This is a genomic window from Streptomyces sp. NPDC059256, from assembly GCF_042753785.1.
GTDB lineage: Bacteria > Actinomycetota > Actinomycetes > Streptomycetales > Streptomycetaceae > Streptomyces.
This window is the reverse complement of record NZ_JBHYZO010000001.1, coordinates 472,784-488,004: the sequence shown is the minus strand read 5'-3', so window position 1 is coordinate 488,004 and position 15,221 is coordinate 472,784. Positions and strand designations below refer to the sequence as shown.

Genomic DNA, 15,221 nt, shown 5'->3' with positions numbered 1-15,221 from the left:
GTGACGGGCCCGGTGGGACCCCGGCCGGGGGTCGGTCCGGCCGGGGATGCCTACCCGTTGGGCTCAGGTACCACCGTTGACCTTGGCCTCGGTCACCGCGCCCGCGGCGACGCCCCACTTGTCGACGATCTTCTGGTATTCGCCGTTCTTGATGATCGCTTCCAGAGCCTTCTGGATGGCGTCACGCAGCTGGTCGTTGCCCTTGGCGATGGCGATGCCGTACGGGGCGGCCTCCACCTGCTCGCCGACGATCTGGAAGTCGTTGCCGCCGCCCGAGGTCTTCACGGCGTAGGCGGCCACCGGGAAGTCGGAGGAGCCGGCGTCGGCGCCACCCGCGCGCAGCCGGGTCTGGGCCTCCAGGTCGTTGTCGAACGCCTCGATGGTGATCTTGCCCTTGGCGCCGCACTTGGTGCTCTCGGCCTTGGCCAGGTCCTCGGAGACCGTGCCGCGCTGGACGGCGATCTTCTTGCCGCACAGGTCGGCCCAGGACTTGATGCCCTTGTCGTCGCCCTTCTTGGTGTAGATCGAGACGCCCGCGGTGAAGTAGTCGACGAAGTCGACGCCCTCGCCGACCTTCTTCTTGGTCTCGGAGTCGACGCCGTCCTGGCGGTCCTTGGTGTCGGTCATGGCCGACATGGCGATGTCGTACCGCTTGGAACGCAGGCCCGTGATCAAGGTGTCGAAGGTGCCGTTCTCGAACTCGAAGTCCACTCCGAGCTGCTTGCCGAGGGCGTCCGCGATGTCCGGGTCGATGCCCACGGTCTTGCCCGCGTCGTCCTTGAACTCGACCGGCGGGTAGGCGATGTCGGAACCGACCTTCACCTTGCCCTGGTCCTGGATCGCCTTGGGCAGCAGATCGTGCAGCGGCGCTCCGCCCTGAGAGCTGGAACCGGTGCTCTCGGTGGTCTTCTTGCTGCTGCCGTCGGTCTGGTCGCCGCACGCGGTCAGCAGCATGGAGCCGGCGACCGCGACAACGCCTACCGCGATGATCCGGGAGTTGAGGGTCTTCCGGGTCTTCGGGGCGGTCGTCTTGCGCGTGATGCTTGCGGTCATGAGCGGGGTCCTCCGGCGTGTCAGAAAGCTGCCATTTCTTGTTCGTATCCAGGTCAGGTACTCACCATCGAGTGTCCCGACCTTGTGTGTTTTCGGCATCTTGCCATTCGGACTAGCCCATTCAGGGGGCCGCGCATGTCAAAATCGCATAACGGGACACCCCCGACCTCCCGTCGATCGGCCCCTCGGGGCCGAATCATTGACGGAAGGGGCGTCTTTCAGCCGGAAGATCTGCGGCTTGCGCTTCTCCAGGGAGAGGACATACGGCACAAGATCGACGTGTCGTGATATCCGCCGATGAGTCATGCCGTCCATCGGGATATGGACTCGTCTTGGGGGGCCTCCGTCCGGTATGAAGGACGATTACACCCCTCATCCGGGGCTCAGGGCGCGTGTGCGGCGCGCCCGCGTGTGCGTATTCACCCTGCCCGGCGGGCCAACCGTCGACGTGGGGCACGGACACGGTGCCCGCCCCTCCTCAACCAGGAGTGGAAACCCTCAACTGATGAAGAAATAAGGGGTCAACCCATGGCAGCGGAGATCGTCAACCCCCATAGCGACAGCGCGACGGAGAGTGCTCCAGAGGAGCCCTTCGATCCGGCTTTCGCGCTTCACCGCGGCGGGAAGATGGCCATTGTGGCCACCGTTCCCGTGCGGGACAAGGACGACCTTTCCCTCGCATACACCCCCGGCGTCGCCAAGGTGTGCTCCGCCATCGCGGAGCAGCCCGAACTGGTCCACGACTACACCTGGAAGTCACAGGTCGTCGCCGTGGTCACGGACGGGACCGCGGTGCTGGGCCTCGGTGACATCGGACCCGAGGCGTCCCTTCCGGTGATGGAAGGCAAAGCGATCCTCTTCAAACAGTTCGGCGGCGTCGACGCCGTGCCGATCGCGCTGGCCACCAAGGACACCGACGAGATCGTCGAGACCGTGGTCCGGCTCGCACCCTCCTTCGGCGGGGTGAACCTGGAGGACATCTCGGCGCCGCGCTGCTTCGAGATCGAGCGCAGGCTCCAGGAGCGGCTGGACATCCCCGTCTTCCACGACGACCAGCACGGCACCGCGGTGGTGACCCTCGCAGCACTGCGGAACGCCGCCAAGCTGACCGGCCGTGGCATCGGCGATCTGCGTGCGGTGATCTCCGGTGCGGGCGCGGCCGGTGTCGCCATCGCCAAGTTCCTCCTGGAAGCGGGGCTGGGCGATGTGGCCGTCGCCGACCGCAAGGGGATCGTCAGCAAGGACCGGGATGACCTCAACCCGGTGAAGCGCGAACTGGCCGAGATCACCAACCGGGCGGGGCTCAGCGGATCGCTGGAGTCGGCCCTCGCCGGAGCCGATGTCTTCATCGGCGTCTCCGGCGGCACGATCCGCGAGGAGGCCGTGGCGTCCATGGCCCCCGGCGCGTTCGTCTTCGCCATGGCCAACCCGAATCCGGAGGTCCACCCCGACGTGGCCCACCGGTACGCGGCCGTGGTGGCGACGGGACGCAGCGACTTCCCGAACCAGATCAACAACGTGCTGGCCTTCCCCGGGATCTTCGCGGGCGCGCTCCAGGTGCGGGCGTCGCGGATCACCGAGGGAATGAAGATCGCCGCGGCGACGGCGCTCGCCGACGTCGTGGGTGACCAGTTGGCCGCCGACTATGTGATCCCCTCACCGTTCGACGAGCGCGTCGCACCGGCCGTGACGGCCGCGGTCGCGGCTGCCGCCCGGGCGGAGGGCGTGGCCCGACGTTGACACCGGGCGGGCTGGCCCGCCCCCGGGTGGCCGGGCGCTGACCTGCGGGTCAGCGCACCCACTCAGGTAACGGTCGGGAGCCTGCCGCCCCGGCGAAACGAGCCTCAGGGCCCCACCCCTTCGGGGGAGGGGCCCTGGCTGCTGTCCGAGACCATCGATACGCGACCACCGACAGGGACCATCGATACGCGACCGCCGACAGGGACCGCCGATACGCGACCGCCGACACGGGATCACTGACGGGGGTCCACCGACACAGGGCCACTGACGGGGGTCCAGCCGTGCGGGACCGCCTTCGCGGAGCCGCCCGCACGGGTTCGCATAGCCCGAACGGTCGCGGCCATCCGGGAAGCGCCGCGGTTCACTGCCGCCGAGCCCGGTACGCGGTTCACTGCCGCCGAGCCCGGTACGCGGTCCACCGCCGAGTCCGGTGTGCGATCCACCCTGGTTGGCACAGCAACGGCTCCGAGAGCGGCGCCGCCCGTACCCCGTCGTGATCGCGGGGGCGGCGCGTGTCACACCCCTGCGTGGTTCCGCCACCCACCCTGCCGACCTAGGGTCGAGCCATGTTCGCCGCCTACGCCGCTCGCATCGACCCCGACCATCCCCTCGACGGGCTGGAGCTCGGTGAGGTCCCCGCTCCGGAGGACCGGCCCGGCTGGACCACGATCACCGTCAGAGCCGCCTCACTCAACCACCACGACCTCTGGTCCCTGCGCGGCGTCGGTCTGCCCGAGGAACGGCTGCCGATGATCCTGGGCTGCGATGCCGCGGGGATCGACCCGCAGGGGCGCGAGGTGGTGGTCCACTCCGTCATCGGTCAGAGCGGCCACGGCGTCGGACCCGACGAGCCCCGCTCCATCCTCACCGAGCGCTATCCGGGCACGTTCGCCGAGCGGGTCTCGGTGCCCACCTGGAATGTGCTGCCCAAGCCGAAGGAGCTCTCCTTCGAAGAGGCTGCCTGTCTGCCCACGGCCTGGCTCACCGCGTATCGGATGCTGTTCACCAACGCCGGGGTGCGTCCCGGGGATTCGGTCCTCGTCCAGGGCGCCGGCGGTGGGGTCGCCACCGCGGCCATCGTCCTCGGCAAGGCGGCGGGACTGCGGATGTACGCCACCAGCCGGGACGAGGCCAAGAGGGTACGGGCTCGTGAACTCGGCGCCGAAGAGGCGTTCGAACCGGGGGCGCGGCTACCGCGCCGCGTGGATGCGGTGATCGAGACCGTCGGGGCCGCCACCTGGTCGCATTCGGTCAAGTCCCTGCGGCCCGGTGGCACTCTGGTGATCTCCGGAGCCACCAGCGGGGACCGTCCCCCGCACGCGGAGCTGACCCGCATCTTCTTTCTGGAACTGAAGGTCGTCGGCTCCACGATGGGTTCCAAGGACGAGCTCCAGGCCCTGCTCAACTTCTGTGCCGTGACGGGGGTACGACCGGTGATCGACGACGTGCTGCCGTTGGACCGGGCCCGTGAGGGATTCGAACGGATGGCGGCGGGCGAGGTCTTCGGCAAGGTGGTGCTCAAGCCGTCCTGACCCCGGGCCGAGAACCGTCCGTTCCGGCTCCCGGTCGGTGGCGTACCCCGGATCGCACCACCTCGGGCGCTCGTCGGACGGGCACCCGAGGCGGCACTCCGGTCTCCATGGACCACAACGGGCCCGGACCGGGGGCGGACTACTTCTTCTGGATGAGCGCGGCCACGATGTGGGCCGCCGCCGCGGACAAGTGTCGACGGGCGGTGGCCAATTGCGGCTCGGTCACACCGTGGTCCTTGGCCGCATCGCGGATGTCGTCACGGAAGCGGTCCAACAGCCGGTCCAGGTCCCGGGCCGGGTCGCCCGTGGACGGGTTGTCCCTCGGCCACTCCTCGTCCAGAGAGCTCGGCCGCGGCGGCGTGGGCGGTGGAGTGGGAGCGGGGGGAGGCGGCGGTGTCGGTGCATCCTCCGGCGCGGAGGGCATCCCCGCACTCCTCGCCAATCCGCTCAGCTGGGAGGTCAGTTCCGACAGGCCCTCCCGCAGGCCCGTAGGCCAGTCCCCGCGGGCGAAGTGGTCCTGCACCTGGTCCTGCACCTGCTTGGCGATGCGCTGCACATCGTCCCGCGCCTTCTCGTGGGCCTCCTTGGCCTGACGGCGGGCCCGTTGGGCGTCCTCCCGGGCGCGGCGGGCCTGCTCCTGCCACTCGTGGGTGGTCTTGGCCCACTCCTCCTTCTCCTGGGTGTGCGAGGTGCGCGCCCTGGAGGTAGCGGCCCGTACCTCGCTGCGCAGCTTGCCCGCGGCGCCGCGCACATCGTCGCGGATCTCCGCGGCGAGTTCGGACACGGACTCCCGGATCTCCAACTCCAGATCGGCCAGTTCGCCGCTGCGCCCCGCCAGTTCTGCCCGCCCCGCCTCGGTGAGCGAGTAGACCTTGCGCCCCCCTTCGGTGGCGTGGGTGACGAGCCCTTCGGCCTCCAGTTTGGCGAGCCGGGGGTAGACCGTTCCCGCGGACGGCGCGTACAGACCGTGGAAGCGCTCCTCCAGCAGGCGGATCACCTCGTACCCGTGGCGGGGCGATTCGTCCAGGAGCTTCAGCAGGTACAGGCGCAGTCGGCCGTGGGCGAAAACGGGAGGCATGTCAGAACACCTTTCCGGTGTCGGTGGGGTCAGCGTCATCCGCGCTCGCGGCGGGAGGTGGGTCCGCGGGGGCTTCGGATGCCTCGGACGGCCTGCGGAGCAGGGCGATGGAGCCTGACATGGTGGTCGCCTTGAGCTTGCCCGTCCCCGAGCCCAAGGTGCCGGTGATCTTCTTGGCGCCCCACTGCCCGCTGACCCGGAGGTCCTCGAAGGCGTTGGAGACCGCACCGCTGGCCGTGTTGGCATCCACCTGGGCGTCAGCGGGGTGCGGCAGCCTGATCGCCACTTCACCGGAGACCGTCGTCAGGCTGACGTCGGTCGGGACCGCCGTACCGTCGTCGTGCGCGGCGAGGTCCACCAGCATGTCCCCGCTGACCGTGTTGGCCCGTACCCGGGAGCCCGCGCCGCCTTCGATGACGGTCAGGTGACCCGATACGGACTGGTAGCGCAGCCTGCCGGTGACGCCCTGGGTCTCCAGATTGCCCGACACGGTCTCGGCCACGACGTCGCCCGCGAGCCGGACGAGGGTGGCGTCGCCGTGGACGCTGCGGACGGACGTCGCACCCTGGACGCCGGAGATCACCGCTCCCGCGCCGACCACCCCGACCTCCACGGTGGCGCCGAGCGGCACCGCGAGGGAGACGACGGCGTCACGGTGCCAGCCCTTGCGGTCCAGCCACTTGAGCCAGTTGTGCCAGGGCAGGTCCTCGTAGGCGATGGTGAGGGTGGAGCCCTCCTGGGTCACCTTCAGCGCGGGTCCGTCGAGCTGGGTGACCTCCAGCCGGGCCGAGTCGCCGTCCGTCCCCACGACATTGACCGCTCCATTGACGACCCGCACCTTGAGTGCGGTCACGGGCCCGTCAAAGGCGAGCTTCTGCGGCTCCTTGACCTCCCACGTCGACACCGCCATGACGCTGACCTCCCCATCGGCCGTGACGCAACATATCGCGTCTTCCGCTAGATACGATATATCGCGATCGGCGGGTGTCAAGGTCCGCTCGTCCGGCCATTGGGGGTGCGTACCGGGTCATGAACGGACGAACTGGCCTAGCGTGAGAGGCATGAACGCGACACCCACCGGTGCACTGCTGCTGTGCCGGTCCGAACCCTTCGCCGCGCGGCCCCCGGCGCAGCTGCTGCGCGAACAGCTCCTGCTGGCCCCTGCCGGCGAGGGCTGGAGCGTTCTCGTACCGGAAGGAAGGCCCTGGCGGGACAGCGGTGAGTCCGTGGAGCGGGTCCTCGCCGGCTGGGCCTCCGCGATGGCGATCGGCACCAGCGGACCCGTGGTCGCCCTGTGGTGGGACGGCGAGCGTGCGGGAACCACCCTGGCCTCCGGATTTCGCCGTCAGGTCGGTTATGTGTGGCTGGCGGACGGCACCGCTGTCGGTGAGGACGAGGCGATGCGGACCTTCGCTGCCCGCCTCGGCCTCGATCCCGTACTGGACGTCCAGTCGCTCGAACCACTCACCCGCCCCGACCCCGAATCCGACGCGCGCTCGCGGCTGCTCGGATTGATCGCCGTGCTCTCCCGGGCCGGACTCGAACTGCCACCCGGACTCGCCCCGGGTGAATCCGCCGGCCAGCTCCGGGCCACTGCCCAGGCGCACGGTGCCCAGACCGTCCAGTGGGCCGGCTGGCGCGGTGCGGTACGCGCCGAGATCCAGGCCGTCGAGGACGGGCTGGACCACTGGCTGGGCACCCCCCGCCGGCAGCCGTCCGCCCGGGTGTTCGCGGCCCTGCAACTGGGTGCGGGGGTGCCGCTCGCGCTGTGGGGGCTGCGTCGGCGCAGCGCCGGTTGGGTGGTCGCCGGCGGGGTTCTGATCGCCTACGGGGGCGTGGGACTGGCAAGGGGGCCGGGCGGCGAGCGACACCACGACAGCACAACGGCAGAACAAGACGACTGACCGGAAGCGCGACACACGAATAGCAGGAACAGCGCAAACAGCAGGAGCAGCACGAACAGCAGGAACAGTGCGAACGGTGAGCGCCGCGACCCGGGGGGGGCCGACGCCGGCGCACTTCTGGCCACCGGAAGGCCGCCGGGGGGTGCGCGCCCGGTCGCGTCCGCCGCGCGTACCGCCCTGTTCGTCGTCGTCCCTAGCCGTCCCTAGCCGTTCTTAGTCGTCACCAGTCACGCGCAGCGCCTCGTCGTCACCGGTCACTCGTCTTCGTCGTCGTCATCCAGTCGTGCCAGCCAGGTGGCCAGGCGTTCCACCGGCACCTCGAAGTCAGGGTTGAGGTCGACGAAGGTGCGCAACTGTTCGGCCAGCCACTCGAAGGTGACCTCTTCCTGGCCGCGCCGCTTCTCCAGCTCCTCGATGCCGCGATCGGTGAAGTACAAGACATGCTCCTGGGGCTAACGGGGGACTACCTCATCAGACTACGGCGATCGCCGACGGCCCAGGAGGCCGGATCGGCGGACCCGTGGCGACCGGCCGGCCCACCGAGGAGCGGGGACCCGTGAACGGACGCATCCAACAGATCGAACTGCCCGGGGGAGCCGTCGTGCACGCCCGGCTGTCCGCTCCCGGAGGGGGGTACTGGGAGGACGAGGAGGACGTGGGCGTGGGGGAGCAGGCCGTCGCCCGGGTCCGACAGTTGCGGGAGCTGATAGCCGGCATCGGTGACTCGGTCCTCCAGGCGGCAGCCGCCGCCGGCCCGGACGAGGCGAGCGTCACCTTCGGGATCGAACTGACCGCCAAGTCCGGAGCGGCGCTGGCCGTCCTTGCCACGGGGGAGAGCAAGGCATCGGTCCAGGTTTCCTTGACCTGGTACCTCCACGGTCAGCAACCCGGTCACCCCCACGGACGGCTTCCGGGGCCGGGCCACCCTGACGCGCCCCCCGGCCCGTCTCCGTCTCCGTCCCCGTCTCCGTCCCCGTCTCCTTCGCCGTCTCCTTTGCCTTCGCCCGGCACGGACGGGCAGGGCACACCGGTCCCGGCCCCCGCCGTACCGCCCCAGCCGCCGAACGCACCACCCCAGCGGTCCGATCCCGTACCGGCACCGCCCCGACACCCGCCCGCCCCCACCAATCCCATCAGCCCCCCATGTCCCCCCACGGTCCCGTGAACGCCTCGGAGTCCGGGTCCGATCCCGTCATCGACGCCCTCGCCCGCGCCGCCACCGTCCAGTTGCGCGCCTCGGACGAGCAGGGCGGCGCATGCTGGGGCACCGGGTTCTTCGTCGCCCCCGGTCGGCTCCTCACCTGCGCCCATGTCCTCGCACCCCATCTCAGGGGCGGCCTCGACCGGGTCTTCTGGGTCGCCGGCAGCGAGGTCAACGGTGGCGAGCCGCTGCCCGCCCGACTAGACGCCTGGTTACTCGACGGCTCCGCCAGACCCGAGGTGCGGGTGCCCGTCGAACAGGATCTGGCCCTCGTACGACTGCTGGACGCGGCGGTGGAACACGAGTGCGTATGGCTGACCGACCGCACCGACTACCCCGGCGGTCGCGGTGTCGTCCAGGGCTATCACCCCGACACGGCCGACCCGGGCTCCCGGCGTGCCGTCCGCTGGAAGGCGACCGTACGGATCAACGGCTTCGACGACGATCACGGTCTGCGGTTTCGACCCGAGGCGGAGTTCCCCAAGGGCGGCTCCGGATCGCCCGTCCTCGACGCCCACACCGGAGCGGTCGTCGGTCTGCTGAAGTCGCGGCGCGTCGGCAAGGACGGCGGAACGGCCATCGCGGCCACCGCCCTGCGCCGGTTCGGCGCCCGCTACCAGCAACTGATGGCCGACCACGACCGCTGGCACGGCCAGTCCCCGAAGATCACCGGGCACAACTGGATCGAGCGCCAACACCAACTCCCCGGCTCCGGAATCCACACCGGCGGTGACCAGTGGAGCCCCCAGGACCGGCGCGAAGCCCTCTCCCAACTCGCCGCCATGACCGCCCCCGACGGCATCAGACCGGTCGCCGCACTCGCCAGGAAGGCCCGCGGCGACATCCCCCCACCACCGGGGCAACTGCCCCCCTACACCTGGCGGGACGGGCACGGACTGCTGTACGAGGCCGGACAGCCGGTCGCCGCCATCGCCGCGCTGCACTACCTCCAACTGGTGGCCGAGTACGAGCGACTGCGCGGCGGTGACCCGGCGGCCCTGGTGGGCTGGGTGGTGCAACGGCTCCAGGAGGTGCCCCGCATCGTCCACACCGTCGTCACCCAGGCCACGCTGCCGCCCGCACTCCGCCATGTTCCGGCCCCCCTCGGTCAGCGGCCCGTCGTCGCCCGCTATCCCCGCGTCGGGGACGGCCGGGCCGTCGTCGTGGTCGAACTGGAACCCGTCATCGACGCCCGCGCCCCGCGCTTCTACTGGCGCATCCGGGTCGACGACGGCCACGGCGTCGACGAACCGCTCCACGAGGAGCAGCACGGCGACGGCGTACCGCCCGAGCGGTTGATCCAGCGGCTGCGCACCCCGCTCGCGGAGATCTTCGCCACCGTGGACGCGCCCGGTGCCCCAGCACCCCTGGAAGTCGCCCTCCCCGCCGACCGCTTCGACACCGCCGTACACCGCTGGCAACTCACCGAAATGGCCCGCTTGCACCATCCTGCGCAGGTCGGTGTGCGGCGGACCGTGGTGCTGCGCGACATATCCCGACGGGGAGATCCCGACGAGCGGTGGCGGCAGCGCTGGGAGGCACTGGAGCACGCCGGCACACCCACGGCCCACCGAACGCCCCCGGTGCGACAGGTGCCCCGGGCCCGGCACTTCGACGCCCTGGCGCCGTCAGCGGTACCCGTCCTGTGCAGACCGGTGGGCAGCGGTGTCGGACGACGGGCGATCGGCCTGGCGCTGACCGCGGGATACGGCATCGCCCTCTGGCACACCGACGGTCACCCCGAGTACGGCTGCACCGAGACCTGCGACCGCTTCCACGACGGCGCCGCCCTCCTGCTGGCACAGGCGGGTGACGCACATGAACTACCCGAGCGCCTACGGCGCCTCAGGGACGACATCAGCGGCTCGCGGAACAGCAGGCACTGGGCCGAGGGCGCGGCCATGCTCTACGACGACCCCGGCCGTCCGCTGCCCGCCGACGAAGACGACCCGCTGGACTCGCCCTGATCCGCGGGCGCTCGTCGCCGAATTCGCCACCAACCGCCGTCCGCGACCTGTCATGGGACGGCGGGGCACTGGGTACATATTCCGCGTTGCCCGCCACGGCCCCCGGGCCGCCGTTAAGGAGCGAGCGATGGACGACTGGCTGATCTACCGGGGCACGGGAGCCCCCGACCCCGACCGCATTGCTTCGCTCCCCCCGCCCCCGCCCTGGCGCGCCTTCTGCGGCGAACCGCTACCGGATGCCGCACCCCCCATCGAAGCCTCCTCGCTCCGACGGCTGGGCAACCGCATCGAGACACCGCCCGCGCAGGACGCCGAAGCGCTTCAACTGATCAACGCCGCCCTCTATCTGCGCCGCCCCCTCCTGGTCACCGGCGAACCCGGCTCGGGGAAGTCCACCCTCGCCCACTCCATCGCCTATGAACTCGGCCTCGGCCGTGTCCTCCAATGGCCCATCGTCAGCCGCACCGAACTCACGGACGGCCTCTACACCTACGACGCCATCGGCCGCCTCCACGACGCCCAACTCGCCGAACGCCACGACCCCTCGCACAGCGACGACATCGGGCGGTACATCAGACTCGGGCCGCTCGGCACCGCGCTCCTGCCCGCGATCCGGCCCCGCGTCCTGCTCATCGACGAACTCGACAAGAGCGACATCGACCTCCCCAACGACCTGCTCAACGTGGTGGAGGAGGGCGAGTTCGCCCTGCCCGAACTGGAACGGATCGCCGACAGGCCCGGCCACGACGAGGTCCGCGTCCTCACCGACGACGGCCGCCGCGTGCCCGTGCACGGCGGACGGGTGCGCTGCCACGCCTTCCCCCTGGTGGTGATGACGAGCAACGGCGAACGGGACTTCCCCGCCCCCTTGCTGCGCCGCTGCATCCGACTCCATCTCGACCCGCCGCGCGACGAACGACTGGCCGCCATGGTGCAGGCCCACTTCGGCTCGGGCTCGGACGAACACAACCTCGATCTGATCGGCCACTTCACCAGCGAGGACGGCGACGGCGAACTACGCCCCACCGACCAGCTCCTGAACGCCATCTACCTCACCCAGCACACGGTGCGCACGGAGCCCGGACGCCGCGAGGAGATCGCCGACCTCCTGATGCGGCCCCTCGACACCAGGCACGGGTGACGCCATGGGCCCATCCCGAAGGTCCCGGGACCCCGGGCCACCTCCCCACCCCCGAGGCACCCCGGCTGTGGACGCGGACCCGCCCGCGGAGGGGGTGCCGTCGCCTGACACCCTGCACACCGTTCTGACCGCCCTGGCCGCCAGGCTGCGCGCAGCGGACCTCGCCCCCACCGCGAAGGAACTCGCCGACGCACTGTGGCTCGCCCGCCACACCCCCGCCATCGGGCTCCGTCCGGCCCCCGCCATCCCCCCGCCAGGTCGTCCGGACGACCGTCCCGCGGCCACCGAGCCCGGGGTGCCCCCGGCGACGGACGCCCATGGCGCGGACGAAGACTGCCGTGCAGCGGGATGCACCGCCGAGCCCCAGCCCTCCCGTACCACCAGCCTCTACGGCCCCGCGCCCGTGGAGAGCACCCCGACCACCCCGGCCGGTGAGGCACGACGTCGGATACCCGTCCCCCATCCCGCGGTCCTGCCTGACCCGCTGGCCCTGGAACGCTCGCTGCGGCCCCTCCAGCGCTACCGCCCGCCCACCCGCCCGGAGCGCCGTGCGCTCGACGAGACCGCCACCGCCGAGCGCGCCGCCGACACCGGGCTCGTCGTCCCCGTGTTCGCCGCCCGACGCAGGCGCGAGGCCCACCTCGCCCTCGTGATGGACGACTCCAGCTCCACGGTCGTGTGGCGCGGCGCCTTCGAGGAGCTCCGACAGATCTGCGAACGCGCCGGCGCCTTCCGCGACATCACCGTCCACCACATCGATCCGCACCTCCCCCTGCCCGCCGATCTCTCGGACCCCTCGGGCCGCAGACTCACCCTGGTGCTCAGCGACTGCGTCGGCCCCCTGTGGCGCAGCGGGCGCATCCAACAGCTCCTCCACACCTGGGCGGCGACCGCGCCCGTCGCCGTCGTCCAACCGCTGCCCCAACGGATGTGGGCACGCACCCACCTCCCGGCCCGCCCCGGAGTGCTACGGCGGCGCGAGGGGCCCGCGGGGCGCATGGAGTTCACCGCACGGGGCGCCGCCCGCGCCCTCGTCCCTCCAGCGGGCGCCATCCCCATCCCCGTGCTCGCCCCGCGCCGCTCGTCGTTCGAGGCGTGGACCCGGCTGGTCACCGGAGCCACCGGGCAGACCCTGCCGGCCGCCGCGGCCCTGGTCCTGCGGCGCCACCCGCCCGCTCCGGAGCGCCCCCGTACCGCGGGCGACCTCGTACCCGCCGAACGCGTACGGGCCTTTCGCAAGCACGCCTCACCGGCCGCCGCACAACTCGCCGTCTACCTGGCCGCCGTCCCCCTGATGCTGCCGGTGATGCAACTCGTCCAGCGCGCCATGCTCGTGCGCAGCGGCCCGGACGTCCTGGCCGAAGTGCTGCTCAGCGGACTGCTGCGGCGCGATGACAGCGGCCCCACCGAAGCCGAGGGCGGTCCCGCGTACGCCTTCCTCGACGGCGTACGGGACGAACTGCTGGGCCAACTCGGGGCCAGCAGCGCGGCCCTGGTGCTCAAGCACTGCTCCGACTACATCGAGGCGCGCTACGGACGGACCGTACGCAACTTCCCGGCGCTCGCGGCGGCCTTCCTCGCCGGCGCGGTACCCGCACCCACCCCGGTCGACCCCGCGGCCCTGTCCCGGCTCGCCGACCAGGACGGCCCGGGGCTCTGGGCCTTCGCCCAGGTCTCCACACAGGTCCTGCGCCGCCTCGGCACCCCACCGCCCTCGACGGTCCCCGACAGCCTCACCCACAACGGCCCGGCCGCCCTGGTCGCCAAGGCCCGCGCCGCCTACACCCACTTCGGCGAGCACGGCACCGTACGCGATCTTGACACCGCGATCCGACTGCTCGGCTCCGCCACCCAGGAGGAACGACGGACCACCGAACGGGCCGCGCTCTTCGAGGAACTCGGCGAGGCCCTGCTGCGGCGCTGGCTGGTCCGGCCGTTGCCGGAAGACCTCATCGCCGCCCTGGACGCGGCCCAGAGCGCCATCTCCGACGGTCCCCCGAGGGCGCATCTCACCCTCGCCCGGGTACTGCACGCCATGGCGGAGGAGGTGGCGACGGGACGCCTCGACTCCAAGCTCGTACCGGAATGGGTCTGGGTCCAGGCCGGGGCGTCCGACGAGCCCGCCCGGCGCATGCAGTCGGTGGCCGCCGTTCTGCTCTCCGCCGCCGACAGCAGCCTGGCCGAACTGACCGTGCCCCCCGAGCGCTACGACCGCCGCTACGAGGACATCGCGGTGGCCGCGGCAACCACCCGCATCCGCGTCCTGCGCCGGCTCGCCGCCCTGGGTGCACCGCACGGCACACGACCCCCCGCGGTGCCGCAGGACCCCGCCACGACGACCGGCGGGCCACCGTCGCCGTCCCGTCGTGAGGATCTGCCCCAGACGGCCAGACAGCCACAGGCCACCCCGGGGGAGTGGTTCACCGCCACCCTGTGGATCGCCGTCGGTGTCGTCCAACGGCTCCTCGACCGGGCCACCGGCACCCAGGAGACCTATCCCGACGGCGACACCGAACTCCCGTCGTCCGAGCGTCGCGAACCCGCACTGCTGCTGCGCGGCGGGCTCCTCCTCGACCTCGCCCGCCACCACCGCGGCGACGGGCCCGTACGACCGACGGCCGTGGACCCGGCGACCGCCCGTGAGTACGCGGAACGAGCGGGTGAGGACCTCCACGCCGGCATCGACGGCATGGACTGGGACGCCGTCGACGGGCGCGAGCTGTGCCGGGCATGGTTGGACTACGCCGACGCCATCGAACTCGCCGCCGACCTCCTCGACGACGACGCCAGACTGCGCATCCTCCAGGCACTCGACCAGGCCCGCCGCGCCGTCGGCCGGGACGAGCGGGCCCGGGCCGGCATCCTGCTGCGCATGGCCAGGCTGTTGGAGCAGCGCTACCTCTCCACCGGCAGTTGGGCCCACCGCGACTCGGCCGTCGCCGCCTGGACCGAGGCCCTGCCCCTGCTGGCCCAGCGCGATCCGGCCCGGCCCACCGTCCTCACCTCCCTCGGACGGCAGTTGACGGAACGGGGCGTCGACAAGGACACGGCCGACGATGTCCACGCCGCGGTACGGGCCCTGCGCGCCGCGATCGAGGCCACCGGACCGGCCGACCCCGAGCTGCCGCGGCGTCGAGCGCTGCTGGGACAGGCGTACATCGAGCGATTCCGGGCCGACGGGAAGCCCGCCGACCTCCAGTTGGCGGACTGGGCGCTCGGCGCAGCCGCCCGTACCGTCGACGATCCGGAACTGGCCGCGTACGCCTGGTGGTACCGGGCCCTGTGCTCCGCCCTGCTCGCCCGGCTCGCCGGATCGCCCACCCGACTCCAGTCCGCGGTCGACTACTGCCATCGAGCCCAGCGCGGGCCCACCGGGCTGTTGGAGACGGCCGTGATGACCCAGTGGGCCCGCGCGGGGCGACTGGAGCGCACCTCAGGCCCCGAGCGGGCACTGAACGAGCACCGGGCAGTACTGGCACTGCTGTCCGCCGCGGGCATCAAGACCGGAACGGGCCTGCTCCGCAGGGAAGTCGCGCGGCTGGAAGCGGCGCGCTGAAACCCCGGGGCCCAGCGTTTCCGTGCCCCTTGTGCCCCCAGTGCCCCCG

The 15,221-nt window shown here is 71.6% G+C and carries 11 protein-coding genes; 7 read left to right on the top strand and 4 right to left on the bottom strand.

All coding sequences use genetic code 11. The annotated features are described in order from the left end of the window. Positions 1-63 precede the first annotated feature (63 nt). Positions 64-1,053, bottom strand: coding sequence for an ABC transporter substrate-binding protein (locus ACFXJL_RS02045; protein ID WP_384640486.1), 990 nt, complete (start codon positions 1,051-1,053; stop codon positions 64-66). A gap of 528 nt (positions 1,054-1,581) precedes the next feature. Between ACFXJL_RS02045 and ACFXJL_RS02040 the strand changes: the two genes are divergently transcribed. Further along, complete coding sequence (locus tag ACFXJL_RS02040) at positions 1,582-2,793, top strand: NADP-dependent malic enzyme (RefSeq protein WP_358876079.1); 1,212 nt, start codon at positions 1,582-1,584, stop codon at positions 2,791-2,793. 566 nt (positions 2,794-3,359) lie between these two features. Further along, the gene (locus ACFXJL_RS02035; RefSeq protein WP_384688466.1) at positions 3,360-4,325 is read left to right on the top strand and encodes a zinc-binding dehydrogenase; all 966 of its coding nucleotides are present in this window, start codon (positions 3,360-3,362) and stop codon (positions 4,323-4,325) included. A gap of 139 nt (positions 4,326-4,464) precedes the next feature. Here ACFXJL_RS02035 and ACFXJL_RS02030 read toward each other — a convergent pair whose 3' ends face one another. Both ACFXJL_RS02030 and ACFXJL_RS02025 read right to left on the bottom strand, forming a co-directional pair. Continuing rightward, on the bottom strand, positions 4,465-5,403 hold the full coding sequence (locus ACFXJL_RS02030) for a helix-turn-helix transcriptional regulator (RefSeq protein WP_384688463.1): 939 nt from the start codon (positions 5,401-5,403) through the stop codon (positions 4,465-4,467). 1 nt (position 5,404) lies between these two features. Then, a complete protein-coding gene (locus ACFXJL_RS02025) occupies positions 5,405-6,313 on the bottom strand; it encodes a DUF4097 domain-containing protein (RefSeq protein WP_384640492.1) in 909 nt (302 codons plus the stop codon). A gap of 151 nt (positions 6,314-6,464) precedes the next feature. Here ACFXJL_RS02025 and ACFXJL_RS02020 point away from each other — a divergent pair, with 151 nt between their 5' ends. Further along, a complete protein-coding gene (locus tag ACFXJL_RS02020) occupies positions 6,465-7,307 on the top strand; it encodes a hypothetical protein (RefSeq protein WP_384688459.1) in 843 nt (280 codons plus the stop codon). A gap of 254 nt (positions 7,308-7,561) precedes the next feature. Here the strand turns inward: ACFXJL_RS02020 and ACFXJL_RS02015 are convergent, their stop codons facing one another. After that, positions 7,562-7,744 (bottom strand): DUF6104 family protein, encoded by a 183-nt coding sequence (locus ACFXJL_RS02015; protein ID WP_329023220.1) that lies wholly within the window; start codon positions 7,742-7,744, stop codon positions 7,562-7,564. A 119-nt stretch (positions 7,745-7,863) separates the two neighbouring features. Between ACFXJL_RS02015 and ACFXJL_RS02010 the strand changes: the two genes are divergently transcribed. The 4 genes from ACFXJL_RS02010 to ACFXJL_RS01995 all read left to right on the top strand — a co-directional run bounded on the left by ACFXJL_RS02010 (position 7,864) and on the right by ACFXJL_RS01995 (position 15,172). Then, a complete protein-coding gene (locus ACFXJL_RS02010; protein WP_384688456.1) occupies positions 7,864-8,472 on the top strand; it encodes a CU044_2847 family protein in 609 nt (202 codons plus the stop codon). Continuing rightward, complete coding sequence (locus ACFXJL_RS02005; RefSeq protein WP_384688453.1) at positions 8,451-10,475, top strand: trypsin-like peptidase domain-containing protein; 2,025 nt, start codon at positions 8,451-8,453, stop codon at positions 10,473-10,475. Before ACFXJL_RS02010 ends, ACFXJL_RS02005 begins: the two co-directional genes overlap by 22 nt. A 127-nt stretch (positions 10,476-10,602) precedes the next feature. Continuing rightward, positions 10,603-11,616: a MoxR family ATPase gene (locus tag ACFXJL_RS02000; protein WP_358876072.1), complete on the top strand. Its 1,014-nt coding sequence runs from the start codon at positions 10,603-10,605 to the stop codon at positions 11,614-11,616. Between the two features lie 94 nt (positions 11,617-11,710). Beyond that, on the top strand, positions 11,711-15,172 hold the full coding sequence (locus tag ACFXJL_RS01995; protein ID WP_384688450.1) for an SAV_2336 N-terminal domain-related protein: 3,462 nt from the start codon (positions 11,711-11,713) through the stop codon (positions 15,170-15,172). Positions 15,173-15,221: the final 49 nt, after the last annotated feature.